Genomic DNA, 16,083 nt, shown 5'->3' with positions numbered 1-16,083 from the left:
CTCGTGTGTGATTGGGAGGATAGCCCCCGGGTTTTGCGCCGGTTTTTTAGCGCTTCGGTACGGCGAACCAGTTGCTGCTGGTGTGCTCGTCGAAGCTTTGTTTGCCGGTCAGTGTGGCGGTGGCGCCTTGCAAGCCTTGGGCGTGCTGGTATTGCTTGAGGGCGTCGGCCAAGGTGGCGCCCGGCGCGGCGGCAGCGTGCGCTTCGGCCGATGGCGTCAGCGTTTGTTGCGTTTGTGCCGCACTGGTCGCTACCGCGGTGGCAAAGCTGGTCATGGCGGCACTCAGGCTGCTGACTTGCTGTTGCAACGTGGCAGTGGACGTTGTGCTTTGCGCCAGGAACCAGGCGTCGGCACTGGTGTGCACGCTGCCGTCGGTGCTGCTGTAGGTCGAGGTCAGGCCGATGATGTTGCCGTTCTGCTGGGTCAGCGTGGCGGTGGCTTTGACGCTGATCGAGGCGATGCCCAGCTGGTCCAGCGTTTTCAGTTCGCCAGTTTCGCTGATGCCATCGGAGTTGCTGTCGACCCACACACGCAGTGCGCTGAAGGCGTCGTCTTTGGCGTCGATGACGCCGTCGCCGTTGGTGTCCAGCGCGGCCAGCGCGGCGTAGCCGTCTTTGGCGGTGCTGCCGTCGGCCAGCTTGGTGGCGCTGCCGAACAGTTCGCTACCGTCGTTGATGACGCCGTCGCCGTTGCGGTCCATGGCCAGCAGGCCGTCGTTGCTGTCGACCCAGCCGGTGGCCACTTTCTGGCCATCGGCGTTGATATCAAACTGCACGCCGGCGGTGATGCTCTGGGTTTGTACGCCGTCGCCATTCAGGTCGAGGATCAGCGGGGTGGCGTAGTTGATCGACGACGAGTTCAGCGCCATGGTCTGGGTCACCGTCATCGCCGCCACTTGGGCGGCGCTGAAGGCGTCGGCCTGCGCCACGGTCAGCGAGGTGAGGCCGGCGGTGGCCAGCGCGCCGACCTGGGTGGTGGTCAACGCTTGCAGCTGGGTGTTGGTGAACACGATCAGCTGGCTGGTTTTCAGGCCGGCGATCTGGTCGGTGGTCAAGCCGGCGATCTGGTCGGTCGACAGGTAGCCGATCTGGGCGTTGGTCAGCGAACCGAGCTGGCTGGTGCTCAGCGCGGCCAGCTGGTCGGTGCTGAAGCCGTAGATCTGGGTCGCGTCGAGCGCGCCCAACTGCGAGTTCTTCAGCGCCGCGATCTGGGTGGTGGTCAGTTCGCTGGCCTGGGTGCTGGTCAGCGCGGTCAGCTGGGTGATCGACAGGGTCTGGATCTGCGCCGTGGTCAGCGCTTGCAGCTGGTCGGAACCGAGTACGCCGATCTGGTCGATGGTCAGCGCGGTGATCTGGCTCAGCTTGATCGAGGCGATCTGGTCGGTGGTCAGTGCCTGCACCTGGCTGTTGGACAGCGCCGCCAGCTGGGTGGTGGTCAGGTAGCCGACCTGGGTGGTGCGCAGCGCGGCGATCTGGCTGGTGCTGAAGGCGTACAGCTGATCGGCGGTCATCGCGCCCAGTTGGGCGCTGGTCAGCGCCTGGATCTGGTCGGTGTTGAGGCCGCCCAGCTGGTTGACCGCCAGGCTGGCGATCTGCAGCGTGCCCAGCGCGGCGACGTCGGCCGTGGTCAGCACGCCCAGCTGGTCGGTGGACAGCGATACCACCGCCGTCACGCTGAGCGCGGCGGCTTGCTGGGTGCTCAGCGCTTGCAGCTGGTCATTGGTGAAGACGCCGATCTGGGTGCCGTCGATGGCGGCGATCTGGGCGGTTTTGAGGCCGCGGATCTGCGCCGTGGTCAGCGCCACCGTTTGTGCGGTGGACAGGCCGATGAACTGGCCGGCGCTCAGCGCGCCAACGTCCTGGGTGTCCAGCGCGGCGATCTGGTCGGTGCTCATCGCGGCCAGCTGGTCGGCGGTCAGCACCGGCATCTGGTTGGTCGACAGGCCGGTCATCTGCGCCGGCAGCAATGCGGCGATCTGGTCGGTGCTGAGCGATTGCGCCTGCAGCGTGGTCAGGGCGACGATTTGCGCGGTGCGCAGCGCCTGGATCTGGTCGCTGGTGAGCGCGGCCAGCGCGCCCAGGCTGATGCCGTAGGCGATCTGGGCGGTGGTCAACGCGGCGATGTGGTCGCTATCGAGCGCGGCGGCCTGGGTCGCGTTCAGGCCGTTGGCCAGCTGGCTGGTGCCCAGCGTGGCGAACTGGGTGGTGCCCAGCGCGTTCAGCTGCTGGGTCCCCAGTACGCCGAGCTGGGCCGCGCTGAGCGCGTTCAGCTGACGGGTGCTGAGGGCGTTGATGTCGACGGTTTCGATGGCGCCCAACTGGCTGTCGGTCAGCGCCGCGATCTGCTGGGTGCTGAGGGTGGAGGCCTGGTCGGTGCTCAGCGCCACGATCTGGTCGGTGGTCAAGGCTTGCAGTTGCAGCGTCGCCAGCGCGCTGGTTTGCGCGGTGCGCAGCGCGGCGATCTGGTCGGTGGTGAGCGAGGCGACGTTGGCGCTGATGCCGTACACCAGTTGCGCGGTGCTCAGCGCGCTGATGTGGTTGCTGTCCAGCGCGGCCAGTTGGGTCACGCTCAGGCCGTTGCTCAGCTGCGCGGTGGTCAGCGCTGCGAACTCGGCGGTGGTGAGGCCGTTCAACTGGTCGGTGGTCAGCGCGGCGACCTGGTCGTTACTCAGCGCCACCATCTGTTTGGTGCTGAAGGCGGACAGGTCGACGGTTTCCAGCGCGGCCACCTGGGTCGCGCTCAGCGCCGCCACTTGCTGGGTGGTCAGCGTGGCGGCCTGGTCGCTGGTCAGCGCCACGATCTGGTCGCTGCTCAGGGCCTGGATTTGCAGCGTCGCCAGCGCGCTGGTCTGCGCGGTGCGCAGCGCGGCGATCTGGTCCGTGGTGAGGGCGGCGATGGCCGCCACGCTCAGGCCGTACACCAGCTGGTTGGTGGTGAAGGCGCTGATGTGGTTGCTGTCCAGTGATGCCAGCTGGGCACTGCTCAGACCCAGGCTCAGCTGCGCGGTGGTCAGCGCGGCGAATTCGGCGGTGGTCAGTGCGTTCAGCTGGTCGCTGCTGAGCGCGGCGACCTGATCGCTGCCGATGGCGACGATCTGTTTGGTGCTCAGCGCGGCCAGGTCGATGGTTTCCAGCGCCGCCACCTGGTCGGTGGTCAGCGCGGCCACTTGCTGGGTGCTCAGGCTGGCGGCCTGGGCGGTGCTCAGCGCGATGATCTGGTCGCTGGTCAGCGCCGCCACCTGGGCCGAGGCCAGCGCGCTCAGCAGCGCGGTGCGCAGCGCGGCGATCTGGTCGGTGGTGAGGGCGGCAATCGCCGCCGCGCTCAGGCCGTACACCAGCTGGCTGGTGCTCAGTGCGTTGAGATGGTTGCTGTCCAGCGCGATCAGCTGGTCGGTGCTCAGGCCCAGGCTCAGCTGCGCGGTGCTCAGCGCGGCGAATTCAGCCGTGGTCAGCGCGTTCAGCTGATCGCTGCTCAGCGCGGCGATCTGGTCGCTGGTGAGGGCGACGATTTGCTTGGTGCTGAGCGAGGCCAGGTCGATGGTTTCCAGCGCGCCGATCTGGTCGGTGGTCAGCGCCGCCACCTGCTTGGTGGACAGTGCCGCTGCCTGCGCGGTGGTCAATGCGACGATCTGGTCGGTGTTGATGCCGGCGCTCAGCTGGTCGGTGGTCAGGGTGCTGATTTGCGCGGTCGACAGCGACGCGAACTGGCCGGTCAGCAGCGCTTGCAGCTGGTCGCTGCTCAGCAGGTTGAACTGGGCGGTGGTCAGCGCCGCCAGGTCGATGGTTTCCAGCGCGGCGATCTGGTCGCTCAGCAGGCCGCCCAGCTGGGTGCTGGTCAGCGCCCGCACTTGCAGCGTGCTCAGCGCGACGATCTGGTCGAGCGTCAGCACGCCGATCTGGTCGGAACTCAGGTTGCGCACCGCGCTGGTGTTCAGCACGGCGAACTGGTCGGTCGTCAGCGCTTGCAGCTGGTCGGTGCTCAACGCGCCGGCCTGGGTCGAGGTGAGGGCGCCGATTTGCGCCGTGTTCAACTGGGCGAACTGACTGGCGGTCAGCGAATTCAGCATGGCCGTGGTCAGCGCGGTGAAGGCGCTGGTCGACAGCGCGTTCAACTGATCGCTGCTCAGCGCGGCGAACTGCGCGGTGCTGAGCGCGGCCAGCTGGTTGCTGCGCAGCGCGACGAAGTCGTCGGTGCTCAGCGAGCCGATCTGGTCGGTGCCGATGGCGGCGATCTGTGCCGAGTTCAGCGTGACGACCTGGTCGCTGGTCAACGCCGCCACCTGGCCGGCTTGCAGCGCGGCGATCTGGTCGCTGCCGAGGCTGGACACCTGGACGGTGGTCAGCGCGGCCAGCAGGTCGGTGGTCAGCGCCGCTACGTTGGCGGTGGTGATGGCGGCGATTTGCGTGGTTTTCAGCGCGATCAGGTCGCGGGTTTCCAGCGCGTCCAGCTGGGCGCTGGTCAGCGCGGCGATCTGCGCCGTGCTCAGCGAGGCGGCCTGGTCACTGCTGAGCGCCACGATCTGCACCGTGGTGATGGCGCCGAACTGGCTGGCGCTCAGCGCGGCAATCTGCGCCGTGCCCAGGGTGGTGAAGTTGTCGGTGCTGATGGCGGCGATCTGGCTGCTGCTCAACGCGCTCACGGCGCGCGTGCTCATGCCGTCCAGCTGGGTCGAGGTCAGGGCCGCGATCTGGCTGGTGGTCAGCGCGCGTGCCTGGGTCGAGGTCAGCGCTTCGATCTGGTCGCTGCTCAGGTGCTGCAGCTGGGTGTTGGTCAGCGACGCCAGCTGGGCGGTGGTCAGCGCGGCGATCTGCGCGGTTTTCAGCGCTTCCAGCGCGTCGGTGCCGAGCGCCTGGAACTGGCTGGTGCTCAGTGCGGCCAGCTGGACGGTGGCCAGCGCGCTGGCTTGCAGCGTGGTCAGGGCGCCGATGTGGGCCAGGTCGAGTTCGCTGATCTGCAGCGTGGTCAGCGATGCGAGCTGGCTGGTCAGCAGCGCCGCCAGGTCTTCCAGTTCCAGCGCGGCCAGCTGGCTGGAGCTGAGCGCGGCCAGCTGGGCGGTGGCCAGCTGGGTGATCTGGATGGTGCTGAGATCGATGATCTGATCGCTGCCCAGGGCGTGGAATTGCGCCGTGCTCAGGCTGTTCAGCTGGGTCGAGCTCAGGCCTTGTACCTGGCCGGCGCTCAGCGCGTTCAGCTGGGTGCTGCTGAGCGATTGCAACTGGTTGCTCTTCAGCGCGTTGAGGTCGTCGGTTTCCAGACCCTGCACCTGGTCGGTGCTGAGCGTGCTCAGTTGGACGGTGGTCAGTGCCTGCACTTGTTGCGTGGTCAGGGCGGCGATGCGGTCGGCCGACAGCGCGTTCAGCTGCGTGCTGGTGAGCGCCTGGATTTGCGTGGTCTTCAGCGCGGCCAGGTCTTGCAGCTCGATGTTGCTCAGCTGCGCGGTGGTCAGCAGCGCGATCTGGGCCGTGGTCAGCATGCCGAACTGCTGCGTGCTGAGGTTGATGATCTGGTCGCTGCTCAGCGCCTGCAACTGGGTGCTGGTCAGCGCGCCCAGCTGGGCCGATCCCAGGCTCTGCAACTGGTAATCGAACAGGGTGTTCAGTTGAGTGCTGCTGAGGCTGGCGATCTGGGTGGTGCTCAGCGCGGCCAGGTCGTCGGTGGCCAGGGTGCGCAACTGGTCGCTGGTCAGTGCGTTCAGCTGGTCGCTGCTCAGCGCCTGCGCCTGCGCGGTGGTCAGCACCAGGAAGCGCTCCCAGGTCAGGGCCTGGATCTGATTGGTGCTGAGGACGGCGATCTGCGCAGTTTTCAGCGCGGCAAAGTCGTCCAGCTCGATCACGCGCAGTTGCGCCGTGCTGAGCGCGGCGATCTGGGTGGTGCTGAGGTTGGCGAACTGCTGGGTGCTCAGTTCGACGATCTGGTCGGTGGTCAAGGCTTGCAGTTGCGCGCTGCTGAGTGCGTTCAGCTGCGAGGCAAACAGCGCCTGCACCTGTTCCAGCACCAGCGCCTGCAGCTGGTCGCTGCTGAGCGCCGCCATTTGCGCGGTCTTCAGTGCGGCGATGTCCTGGGTCAGCACGGCCTGGATCTGGGCGGTGCTGAAGGCGGCGATCTGCTGGGTCAGGAGGGCGCCGAACTGGTTGCTGGTCAGCGCCTGGATCTGGTCGCTGGACAGTTGGCCGATCTGGCCGCTGGTCAGGGCGGTCACCTGCGCGGTTTTCAGCGCGGCCAGGTCGACCAATTCCAGCGCCTGCAGCTGGCTGCTGCTCAGCGTGGCGATATCGTCGGTGTTGAGCGCGCCGGCTTGCTGCGTGGTCAGGGCGACGATTTGCGCGGTGTTCAGGCTGGCGATCTGGGTGGTCGTCAGGCCGGCGATCTGGGCCGTGGTGAGGGCCTGGATCTGGTCGGTACTGAGATTGCCCAGATTGCCCAGCGCGGCCAGTTGAGCGGTGCTGAGCACGGCAAAGTCGGCGGTGCTCAGTGCCGCCACCTGGGTCGAGCTCAACGAGGCCAGCTGGGTGGTCGACATCGAGCCGACCTGGCTCGGTTTCAGCGCGGCGATCTGGTCGGTGCGCAGCTGTACGATCTGGGCGGTGCCGAGGGCGTTGATCTGCGCGGTTTTCAGCGCGCCCAGTTCATCCGAGGTCAGCGCGGCCAATTGGGTGCTGGCCAGGCTGGCGATCTGGGTGGTGGCCAGGTTGCTCATTTGCAGCGTGGTCAGCGCGGCGAACTGCGCGGTCAGCAGGCTGTTGAGCTGGGCCGTGGTCAGCCCGGCCAACTGGGCCGTGGTCATGGTTTGCAGCTGGCTGGTGCTGATGGCGTCCAGCCAGGCGCTGCTCAGCGCTTGCAGGGTGGCGGTTTTCAGCGCGGCCAGGTCGCGGGTTTCCAGCGCCTGGATTTGGCTGCTGCTGAAGGCGCTCAGCTGGCTGGTGCTGAGGCTGGTGACCTGGGCGGTGTTCAAGGCCACGATCTGGTCGCTGCTGAGCAGGGCGATCTGGCTGGTTTCCAGCACCGCGATCTGGGCGGTCTTCAGCGCGGTCAGATCTTCGGTTTCCAGCGCCGCCAGCTGGCTGGCGGTCAGCGCCTGCAACTGGTCGCTGCTGAGGAAGGTGGCTTGCAGCGTGGTCAGCGCGGCGATCTGGGTGCTGCCCAGCGCTTGGAACTGGGTGGTGCCCAACGCGCCCAGCTGGGTCGAATTGAGCACGCGGAATTGCTCGCTCAACAGGGCGTTCAGCTGGTCGCTGCTGAGATTGCTGATTTGCTGCGTCTTCAGCTGGCTGATGTCGGCCGTGGCGAAGGTGCGCAGTTGTGCCGTGCCCAGCGCCACGATCTGGGCGGTGGTCAGGGCGCCGACTTGCTGACTGCCCAGGCGCTCGGCCTGGAAGGTGCTGAGGTTGGCGATGGCGCTGGTCGACAGCGCGGCGATCTGGGTGGTTTTCAGCATCGCCAGATCGCGCGTTTCCATCGCGTTCAGCTGGTCGCTGGTCAGGGCGGCCACTTGCTGGGTGCCGAGATTGCCGACTTGGGCGGTGTTCAGCGCCACCACTTGCGCGGTGCTCAGCTCGGCCACCTGGACGCTGCTCAGCGCGGCGATCTGCTGGGTGGTCATCAGCGTCAGCAGGTCGGTCGGCAGCGCGCCCAGCTGGGTGCTGGTCAACAGCGGGATCTGCGCGGTTGCCAGCAGCGTGGCCTGGGTGGCGGTCAGCGCGGCGATGTAGCGGGTCGACAGGCTTTGCAGGTTGGCGCTGGTGAGCGTGTTCAGCTGGTAGGTGGTCAGCCCCTGCAGCTGGGTGGTGCTGAGCACGTTCAAGCCCTCGCTGCCCAGCGCGTTCAGCTGGGCTGATTTGAGCGCGGCCAGGTCGATCACTTCCAGCGCGACCAGCTGGTCGGTGGTCAGCGCGGCAACTTGCTGGGTGCTCAGATTGGTGTACTGCGCCGTGGTCAGGCCGACGATCTGGGCCGAGGTCAGCTGGCTGATCTGGGCCGTGCCGAGGGCGGCCAACTGGCTGGTTTTCAGGATCGACAGGTCGAGCGTGCTGATCGCGCGCAACTGGTCGCTGCTGAGCGCGGCCAGCTGGGTCACGCTGAGGCTGTTTGCCTGCTGGGTGCTGAGGGCGGCGATCTGGGCGCTGTCGAAGGCGCGGAACTGGCTGGTGCCCAGCGCCGACAGCTGGGCGGTGGTCAAGGCTTGCACCTGGGCGGTGGTCAGCGCGGCCAGGCTGTCGCTGGCCAGGCTGCCGATCTGGGCGCTCAGCATCAGCGTCAGGTCGCGGGTTTCAATCGCGGCGATCTGGTCGGTGCTGAGGGCGGCCAGCTGGCGGCTGCTCATCGCGTTCAGCTGTTGCGATACCAGGGCGACGATTTGCGTGGTGCTCAGTTCGCTGATCTGGGCGGTGCTGAGGGCGGCGATGTGCTGGGTTTTGAGGGCGGCGATGTCGGCGGTGCTCAGCACGGCCAACTGGTCGCTGCTCAGCGCGCCAACCTGGGCCGCCAGCAGGAAGCTGACCTGGGTCGAGCTCAGCGCGGCGATGTGGGCGGTGTCCAGCGCGCCGAACTGGGCGCTGCCGATGGCGCTCAGTTGCAGCGTGGTCAGCGCCAGCATTTGCTGGGTGGTCAGGGCGTTGAGGTCGATGGTGCTGAGGCTGGCGATCTGCGCGCTCTGTAGCGCGATCAGGTCGCGGGTTTCAATCGCGGCGATCTGGTCGGTGTCGAAGGCGGCCAGCTGTTTGGTGCTGAGGCCGGCCAGCTGCTGCGAGGTCAGGGCGACGATGTGCGCCGTGCTCAGTACGCCGATCTGGTCGGTGCTGAGTGCCGCCACCTGCGACGATTTCATCGCGCTCAGGTCGACGGTTTCCAGCGCGGCCACCTGGTCGCTGGTGAGGGCGGCCATTTGCGCGGTGGTCAGGCTGTTGGCTTGCGCGGTGCTGAGGGCGACGATCTGGTCGGTGCCAAGCGCGCGGATCTGCGCCGTGCTGAACGCCGTCAGCTGGGCCAGCGACAGCGCCGCCAGCTGTTTGGTGCTGAGCAGGCTGAGGTCGGCGACGCTGAGGCCGGCGATCTGCGCGGTGCTGAGCACGGCCAGGTCGCGGGTTTCCAGCGCGACAAACTGGTCGCTGGTCAGCGCGCCCAGTTGCTTGCTGCTCAAGCCCTGGTATTGCTGGGTGCCGAGCGCAACGATCTGGTCGGTGCTGAGCAGGCTGATCTGCAGGGTGCTGAGCGCGGCCAGTTGCTGGGTTTTGAGCTGAGCCAGGTCGTTGGTTTCAAAGACCGCCAACTGGTCGCTGGTGAGCGCGCCGACCTGGTTGCTGGTCAGGGCGCCGGCTTGCAGCGTGGTCAGGGCGATGATCTGGCTGGTGTCCAGCGCGCGCAGCTGGCTGGTGCTCAGCGCGGCGATCTGGGCGGTGGTGAGGGCCTGGAACAGCGCCGTGCCCAGCGCGTTCAGGCTGCTGGCATTCAGGCCGGCGATCTGCGCGGTCGGCAGCGCGATGATGTCGCGGGTTTCAATCGCGGCGATCTGGTCGCTGCTGAGGGCGGCGATTTGCTTGCTGCTCAGGTTGGCGATCTGCTGGGTGGTCAGCGCGACGATCTGGTCGGTGCTGAGCTGGCTGATCTGGGTGGTGCTGAGCGCGGCCACCTGCGCCGTTTTCAGCACGGCCAGGTCGACCGTCGGCAGCGCGGCCAGCTGGTCGCTGGTCAGCACGCTGATTTGCGCGGTGGTCAGATTAGGTGTCTGCAGGCTGCTCAGCGCGGCGATCTGGTCGGTGCCCAGCGCGTGCACCTGGCTGGTGCTGAGCGCGGCCACCTGGGCCGAGGTCAGCGCGCGCACCTGGTCGCTGCCGAACGCGTTCAGGCTGTCCGATCCCAGGCCGACGATCTGGCTGGTCTGCAGCATCACGACATCGCGGGTTTCGATCGCGGCCGCCTGGTCGCTGCCAAGCGCGCCCAGCTGTTTGCTGTTGAGCGCGGCGAACTGCTGGGTGCCCAGCGCGACGATCTGGTCGGTGCTGAGCAGGCTGACTTGCGCGGTGCTGAGCGCGGCCAGTTGCTGGGTTTTAAGCTGGGCCAGGTCGATGGTTTCCAGCGCCGCCAGCTGGTCGCTGCTCAACGCGGCGATCAGGGCGGTGGTCAGCGCGCCGGCTTGCAGCGTGCTGAGTGCAACGATGTGGTCGGTATCGAGCGCGCGCAACTGGGCGGTGCTCAGCGCGGCCAGCTGAGCGGTGGTCAGGGCCTGGAACTGGTTGCTGCTGAGCGCGTTCAGGCTGTTGCTGCCGAGGCTGGCGATCTGCAGGGTTTGCAGCGCGACCAGGTCGCGCGTTTCCAGCGCCTGCAGCTGATCGCTGCCGAACGCGGCCAATTGACGGCTGCTGAGCGCGGCCACTTGCTGGGTGGTCAGCGCCACCACTTGATCGGTGCCGAGGCTGGCGATCTGGGCGGTGTCCAGCGCCGCCACTTGCGCGGTGCGCAGCGCCGACAGGTCCAGCGTGCCGAGCGCGGCCAACTGGTCGCTGCCGAACGCGGCGATCTGCTGGGTCAGCAGCAGGCTGACCTGGACCGAGTTCAGCGCGGCGATCTGTTCGGTGCCGAGCGCGCGCAGCGTGGCGGTGCCGATCGCGGCCAGCTGGGCCGAGTTCAGTGCCAGCAACTGATTGCTGCTGAGCGCGTTCAGGCTGTCGCTGCCGAGCGCGGCCACTTGCGCCGTTTGCAGCGCCAGCACGTCACGGGTTTCAATCGCGGCGATCTGGTCGGTGGTCAGCGATGCCAGCTGGCGCGAGCTCAGGCTGTTGATTTGTTGCGAGCTCAGCGCGACGATCTGGTCGGTGCTGAGCGCATCCAGCTGGTCGCTGGACAGCGCGCTCAACTGGCGCGTGCTGAGCGCAGCCAGGTCGATTGTTTCAAACGCTTGCAACTGGTCGCTGGACAGCGCGGCGATCTGCTGGGTGGCCAGGTTGTTGGCTTGCGCGGTGGTCAGCGCGACGATCTGGTCGGTGCTCAGCGCCTGCACTTGCGCGGTGCTCAGCGCGGCCAGCTGGCGCGTGGCCAGTGCCGCCAGCTGGCTGGTGTCCAGCGCGACCAACTGGTCGCTGGACAGGGCCAGCACCTGGGTCGTGGTCAGCGCGGTCAGGTCCACGGTTTGCAGCGCGTTCAACTGGTCGCTGGACAGCGCGGCCACCTGGCGCGTGCTGAGATTGGAAGCTTGCAGCGTGGTCAGCGCCACGATCTGGTCGCTGGTGACGGCGGCCAGCTGGGTGGTGCTGAGCGCGTTCAACTGACTGGTTTTCAGCGCGGCCCAGTCGGCGGTGGTCAACACCGCCACTTGCTGGGTCAGCAGGTAGCCGACCTGGGCGGTGCTGAGGGCGTTCACTTGCAGCGTGGTCAGCGCCTGCAGCTGGGCGCTGCTCAGCACCTGGATCTGCTCCGAGCTGAATTGTGCGATCTGTTCGGTTTTCAGCGACGCCAATTGGACCGGCGTCAGCAGGGCGATGGTCTTGGTGCCCAGGCCCAGCAGCTGGCTGGTGCGCAGCGCGGCAAAGTCCTGGGTTTCCATCGCGGCCAGCTGGTCGGTGGTCAGCGCGTTCAGCTGCACCTGGGTCAGCGCGGCGGCCTGGGCGGTGGTCAGCGCGACGATCTGGGCGGTGGTGAGCGCGGCGATCTGGTCCGAGGTGAGCGCGGTGATTTGCGCGGTTTTCAGCGCGGCGAAGTCGTTGGTTTCCAGCGCCGCCACCTGGTTGGTGGACAGCGCGGCCAGGTCGCGCGTGGTCAGCACGCCGACTTGCAGCGTGGTCAGCGCGACGATCTGGTCCGAGTTCAGCGCGGCGGCCTGGGCGGTGGTCAGCGAGGCCAGCACGCTGGTGGTCAGGCTGGCCACCTGGGTGGTGGTGAGGGCGGCCACGGCGTCGCTGTTGAGGGCGATGACCTGGCGCGATTGCAGCGCGGCCAGCGCGGCGGTTTGCAGCGCGGCGGTCTGGTCGCTGCTGAGCGCGGCCACTTGCTGGGTGCTCAGATTGGCGGCCTGCAGCGAGGTCAGCACCGCCGCCTGGGCGGTGGTGAGGGCGGCGATCTGGCTGGTGCCCAGCGCCACGGTCTGGCTGGTTTTCAGGGCGGCAAAGTCGGCGGTCTGCAGCGCGGCGATCTGGTCGCTATTGAGCGCGGCGATTTCACGCGTCGCCAGTGCGGCGGCCTGGGCGGTGGTGATGGCGACGATCTGGTCGGTGCCGAGCGCGCTCACTTGCAGCGTGCTCAGGTTGCTCAGCACGGAGGTGGTCAGCGCGGCGATCTGGGCGGTGGTGAGGGCGGCGATGGCGTCGGTGCTGAGCGAACCCACTTGTTGCGATTGCAGCGCGGCCAGGCTGGCGCTCGGCAGCGCGGCCAGTTGGCCGGCGGTCAGCGCCGCCAGCTGCTGGCTGGTCAGCGCGGCCACTTGCTGGCTGGCGAAGGCGGCGATCTGGCCGGTGGCCAGCGCGCTCAACTGGGCGCTGCCGATGGCGGCGATCTGCGCGGTTTTCAGTGCCGCCAGGTCGCGCGTTTCCAGCGCGTTCAGCTGATCGGTCGACAGCGCGGCGATGTCGCGCGTGCTCAGCATGCCGCCCTGGGCGGTGGTCAGCGCGACGATCTGGTCGGTGCTCAGTGCGGCGATCTGGGCCGTGGTGAGCGAACTCAGCACGGTGGAGCTCAGCGCCGCGAATTGCGTGGTGGTGAGGGCGGCCACGGCGTCGGTGGTCAGCGCGATCACCTGGCGGGTTTGCAGCGCGGCCAGGGCGGCGGTCTGCAGCGCGGCCAACTGGCCGGCGTCCAGCGTCGCGACTTGCTGGACGCTCAGGGCGGCCACTTGTTGCGACGTCAGCGCGGCGGTCTGGGTGGTGCCGAGCGCGCTCACTTGGTTGGTGCCGAGGGCGGCGATCTGCTGCGACTTCAGCGCGGCAAAGTCGCGCGATTCCAGTGCGTTCAGCTGGTCGCTGCCGAGCGCGGCGATCTGGCGCGTCGCCAGCAGGCTGGTTTGCGCGGTGGTCAGCGCGACGATCTGGTCGCTGGTCAGCGCGGCAATCTGGGCGGTGCCGAGGTTGCTCAGCACGGTGGTGGTCAGCGCGGCGATCTGGGTGGTGGTCAGCGCGGCCACGGCATTGTTGCCGAGCGCGGCCGCCTGCAGCGAATTCAGCGCGGCGAGGTCGCGGGTTTCCATCACGGACACCTGGTCGGTGCTGAGCGCGGCCACTTGCGCGGTGCTGAGCGCGGCCACCTGCTGGGTGCCCAGGCCGATGATTTGCGCGCTGTTCAGCGCGCTCAACTGGGCGGTGCTGAGGGCGGCGATTTGCGCGGTTTTCAGCGCGGCCAGATCCGTCACTTCCAGCGCGTTGATCTGGTCCGAAGTCAGCGCGGCGATCGAGCGCGTGGCCAGCGTGCTGGCCTGCAGCGTGCCGAGGGCAACAATCTGGTCGGTGGTCAGCGAGGCGATCTGGGCGGTGGTGAACGAATTCAGCACGGCGGTGCTCAGCGCCGCCACTTGCGCGGTGCTGAGGATGTTGACGTTGGCGTTGCTGAGCGCGGCTACCTGCTGCGATTTGAGCGCGGCCAGCGCGGCCGATTGCATCGCCAGCACCTGGTCGCTGCTGAGCGCGGCCACTTGCTGGATGGTCAGCGCGGCGACTTGCTGCGAGCTCAGGCCGCCGATCTGGGCGGTGCCCAGCGCCACCAGCTGGGCGGTGCTGAGGGCGGTAATCTGGGCGGTCTTGAAGACGGCCAGGTCGCGCACTTCCAGCGCGGCGATCTGGTCGGTGCTGAGCGCGGCGACTTCCGCCGTGGTCAGCGTGGTGGCCTGGGCCGTGGTCAGCGCAACGATCTGGTCGGTGCTCAACGCGGCCAGCTGGCGCGTGGCCAGGGTCGACGTCTGGGCGGTGGTCAGCGCGGCGATCTGGTCGGTGCTGAGGGCGGCCACATTGGCGGTGCTGAGGCCACCCAGCTGGGCGGTTTTCAGCGCGGCCAGGTCGACCAGTTCCAGCGCCGCCAGTTGGGTGCTGCTGAGCGCGGCCAGTTGCAGCGAGCTCAGTGCGCCGGCCTGGGCGGTGGTCAGCGCGACGATCTGGTCGCTGGTGAGGGCGGCGATGGCGGCGCTGCCCAGGGCGGCGATCTGCGAGGTTTTCAGGCCGGCCAGGCTGGCGATGGTCAGCGCGGCCACTTGCGCGGTCGACAGCAATGCCACCTGGGCGGTGCCCAGCGCATAGGCTTGCGCGACCGACAGCACGGCGATCTGGTCGGTGCTGAGCGCGGCCAACTGGACGCTTTGCAGCGCGGCCACTTGTTGCGTGGTCAGCGCGGCGATCTGGTCGGTGCCGAGCGCGGCCACGCCGGCGCTGCTGAGCGCGGCGATCTGCTGCGATTTCAGCGCGACCAGGTCGGCCAGTTCCAGCGCCGCCACCTGGGCGGTGCTGAGCGCGCCCACCAGCGCGACGCTCAGGTTGGTGGCTTGCTGGGTGGTCAGCGCGACGATCTGGGCCGTGCCCAGCGCGTTCAGCTGGCTGCTGTTCAGGGCGTTCAGCTGCGACGTCTTCAGCGCGGCCAGATCGACCAGCTCGATTGCCGCCAGTTGGCTGTTGCTGAGCGATTGCATCTGCAGCGTGGTCAGCGCCGCCGCTTGTTGCGGACTGAGGGCGACGATCTGGTTGGTGCTGAGGGTCGTCAACTGGGTTGCGGTCAGCGCGGCGATCTGTTGCGTGGTCAGCGTGGCCACCTGATCGGTGCTCAGCGCGGCGATGCCGCCGGTGCTGAGGGCGGCGATTTGCTGCGATTTCAGCGCCACCAGGTCGGCCAGTTCCAGCGCCGCCACCTGGGCGGTGCTGAGCGCGCCCACCAGCGCGACGCTGAGGTTGGTGGCTTGCTGGGTGGTCAATGCGACGATCTGGGCCGTGCCCAGCGCGTTCAGCTGGCTGTTGCTGAGCGCGTTCAGCTGCGAGGTTTTGAGGGCGGCGACGTCGATGGTTTCCATCGCGGCCAGCTGGCTGTTGCTGAGCGCCTGGATCTGGATCGTGGTCAGCGCGGCGGCCTGCTGGGTGCTGAGCGCCACGATCTGGTCGCTATTGAGCGACTGCAGCTGGGTGTTCAGCAGGAAGGTGATCTGGGCCGTGGTCAGCGCCGCCACCTGGGCGGTGCCGAGCGCGGCGGTGGCATCGGTGCCGAGTACCTGGATCTGCTGGCTCTTCAGCGCGGCCAGGTCCACCAGCTCCATCGCCGCCAGCTGGGCGGCCGACATTTGCGACAGCTGGGCCGGCGTCAGCGCCACCGCCTGGGCGGTGGTGAGGGCGATGATCTGGTCGCTATTGAGTGCCTTGAACTGCTGGTTGGTCAGGGCGGCGATCTGGCTGGTCTTCAGCAGGCTGAAGCCGTCGCTGCCGAGGGCGGCGATCTGGCTGGTGCCGAGCAGGCCGATCTGAATCGTCGACAGGCCGGTGGTCTGCTTGCTGCTCAGCGCGGCGATCTGGCTGGCGCTCAGGGCCGCCAGCTGGCTGGCGTCCAGCGTGTTCAGCTGCTGCGTGGTGAGTGCGTTGACGTCGTCGGTGGTCAGGCTGGCGACCTGGGCGGTGGTGAAGGCGACGATCTGGCTGGTCTTCAGTGCGGCGGTCTGGGCGGTGGTGAGGGCCTGGATCTGCTGGGTCTTCATCACGTGGATCAGGTCCGGGCTCAGCGACACCAGCTGGGCGGTGCGCAGCGCGGCGATGTCCTGGGTTTCAATGATGCCCATCTGCGCCAGCGTCAGCATGCTGAGCTGGGCGGTGGTCAGCGCGCTGAACTGATCGGAATTCAGGCCGGCGGTCAGCTGGCTGGTGGTCAGGCTGGCGAACTGGCCGGTGGTCAGCGCTGCGACTTGCTTGGTGGAAAGTCCTGTGCTGAGCTGCAGCGTGCTGATCGCTTGCAGCGTGGGAGTGCTTAACGCACGCAACTGCGCCGTACCGAGGGCGCTTAACTGATCGGGGCTGAGCACCGACATTTGCAGCGTGGTCATGGCCGCGGCATCCGCCGTGGTCAGGGCCGTAACCTGCGCATTGGTCAGCGCCTGGATTTGATCGGTAGTCAGGTCGGTAATCGTAGTTGCCATATTAAATA

Annotated in this window: 1 protein-coding gene; it reads right to left on the bottom strand. The window is 67.7% G+C overall.

The window, feature by feature from the left end; genetic code table 11:
- Positions 1–46: 46 nt before the first annotated feature.
- Positions 47–16,075: an SPM autocatalytic domain-containing protein gene (locus GJ699_RS30795; RefSeq protein WP_154383250.1), complete on the bottom strand. Its 16,029-nt coding sequence runs from the start codon at positions 16,073–16,075 to the stop codon at positions 47–49.
- Between the last annotated feature and the right edge of the window lie 8 nt (positions 16,076–16,083).

Source organism: Duganella guangzhouensis (assembly GCF_009674535.1).
Classification (GTDB): domain Bacteria; phylum Pseudomonadota; class Gammaproteobacteria; order Burkholderiales; family Burkholderiaceae_D; genus Rugamonas; species Rugamonas guangzhouensis.
The sequence above is the reverse complement of the archived record's forward strand: the minus strand, read 5'-3'. Positions and strand labels throughout refer to the sequence as shown.

What these genes read in the sequence shown, in the direction of transcription:
- GJ699_RS30795 (WP_154383250.1), bottom strand. Translation starts at nt 16,075, where the DNA reads ATGGCAACTACGATTACCGACCTGACTACCGATCAAATCCAGGCGCTG.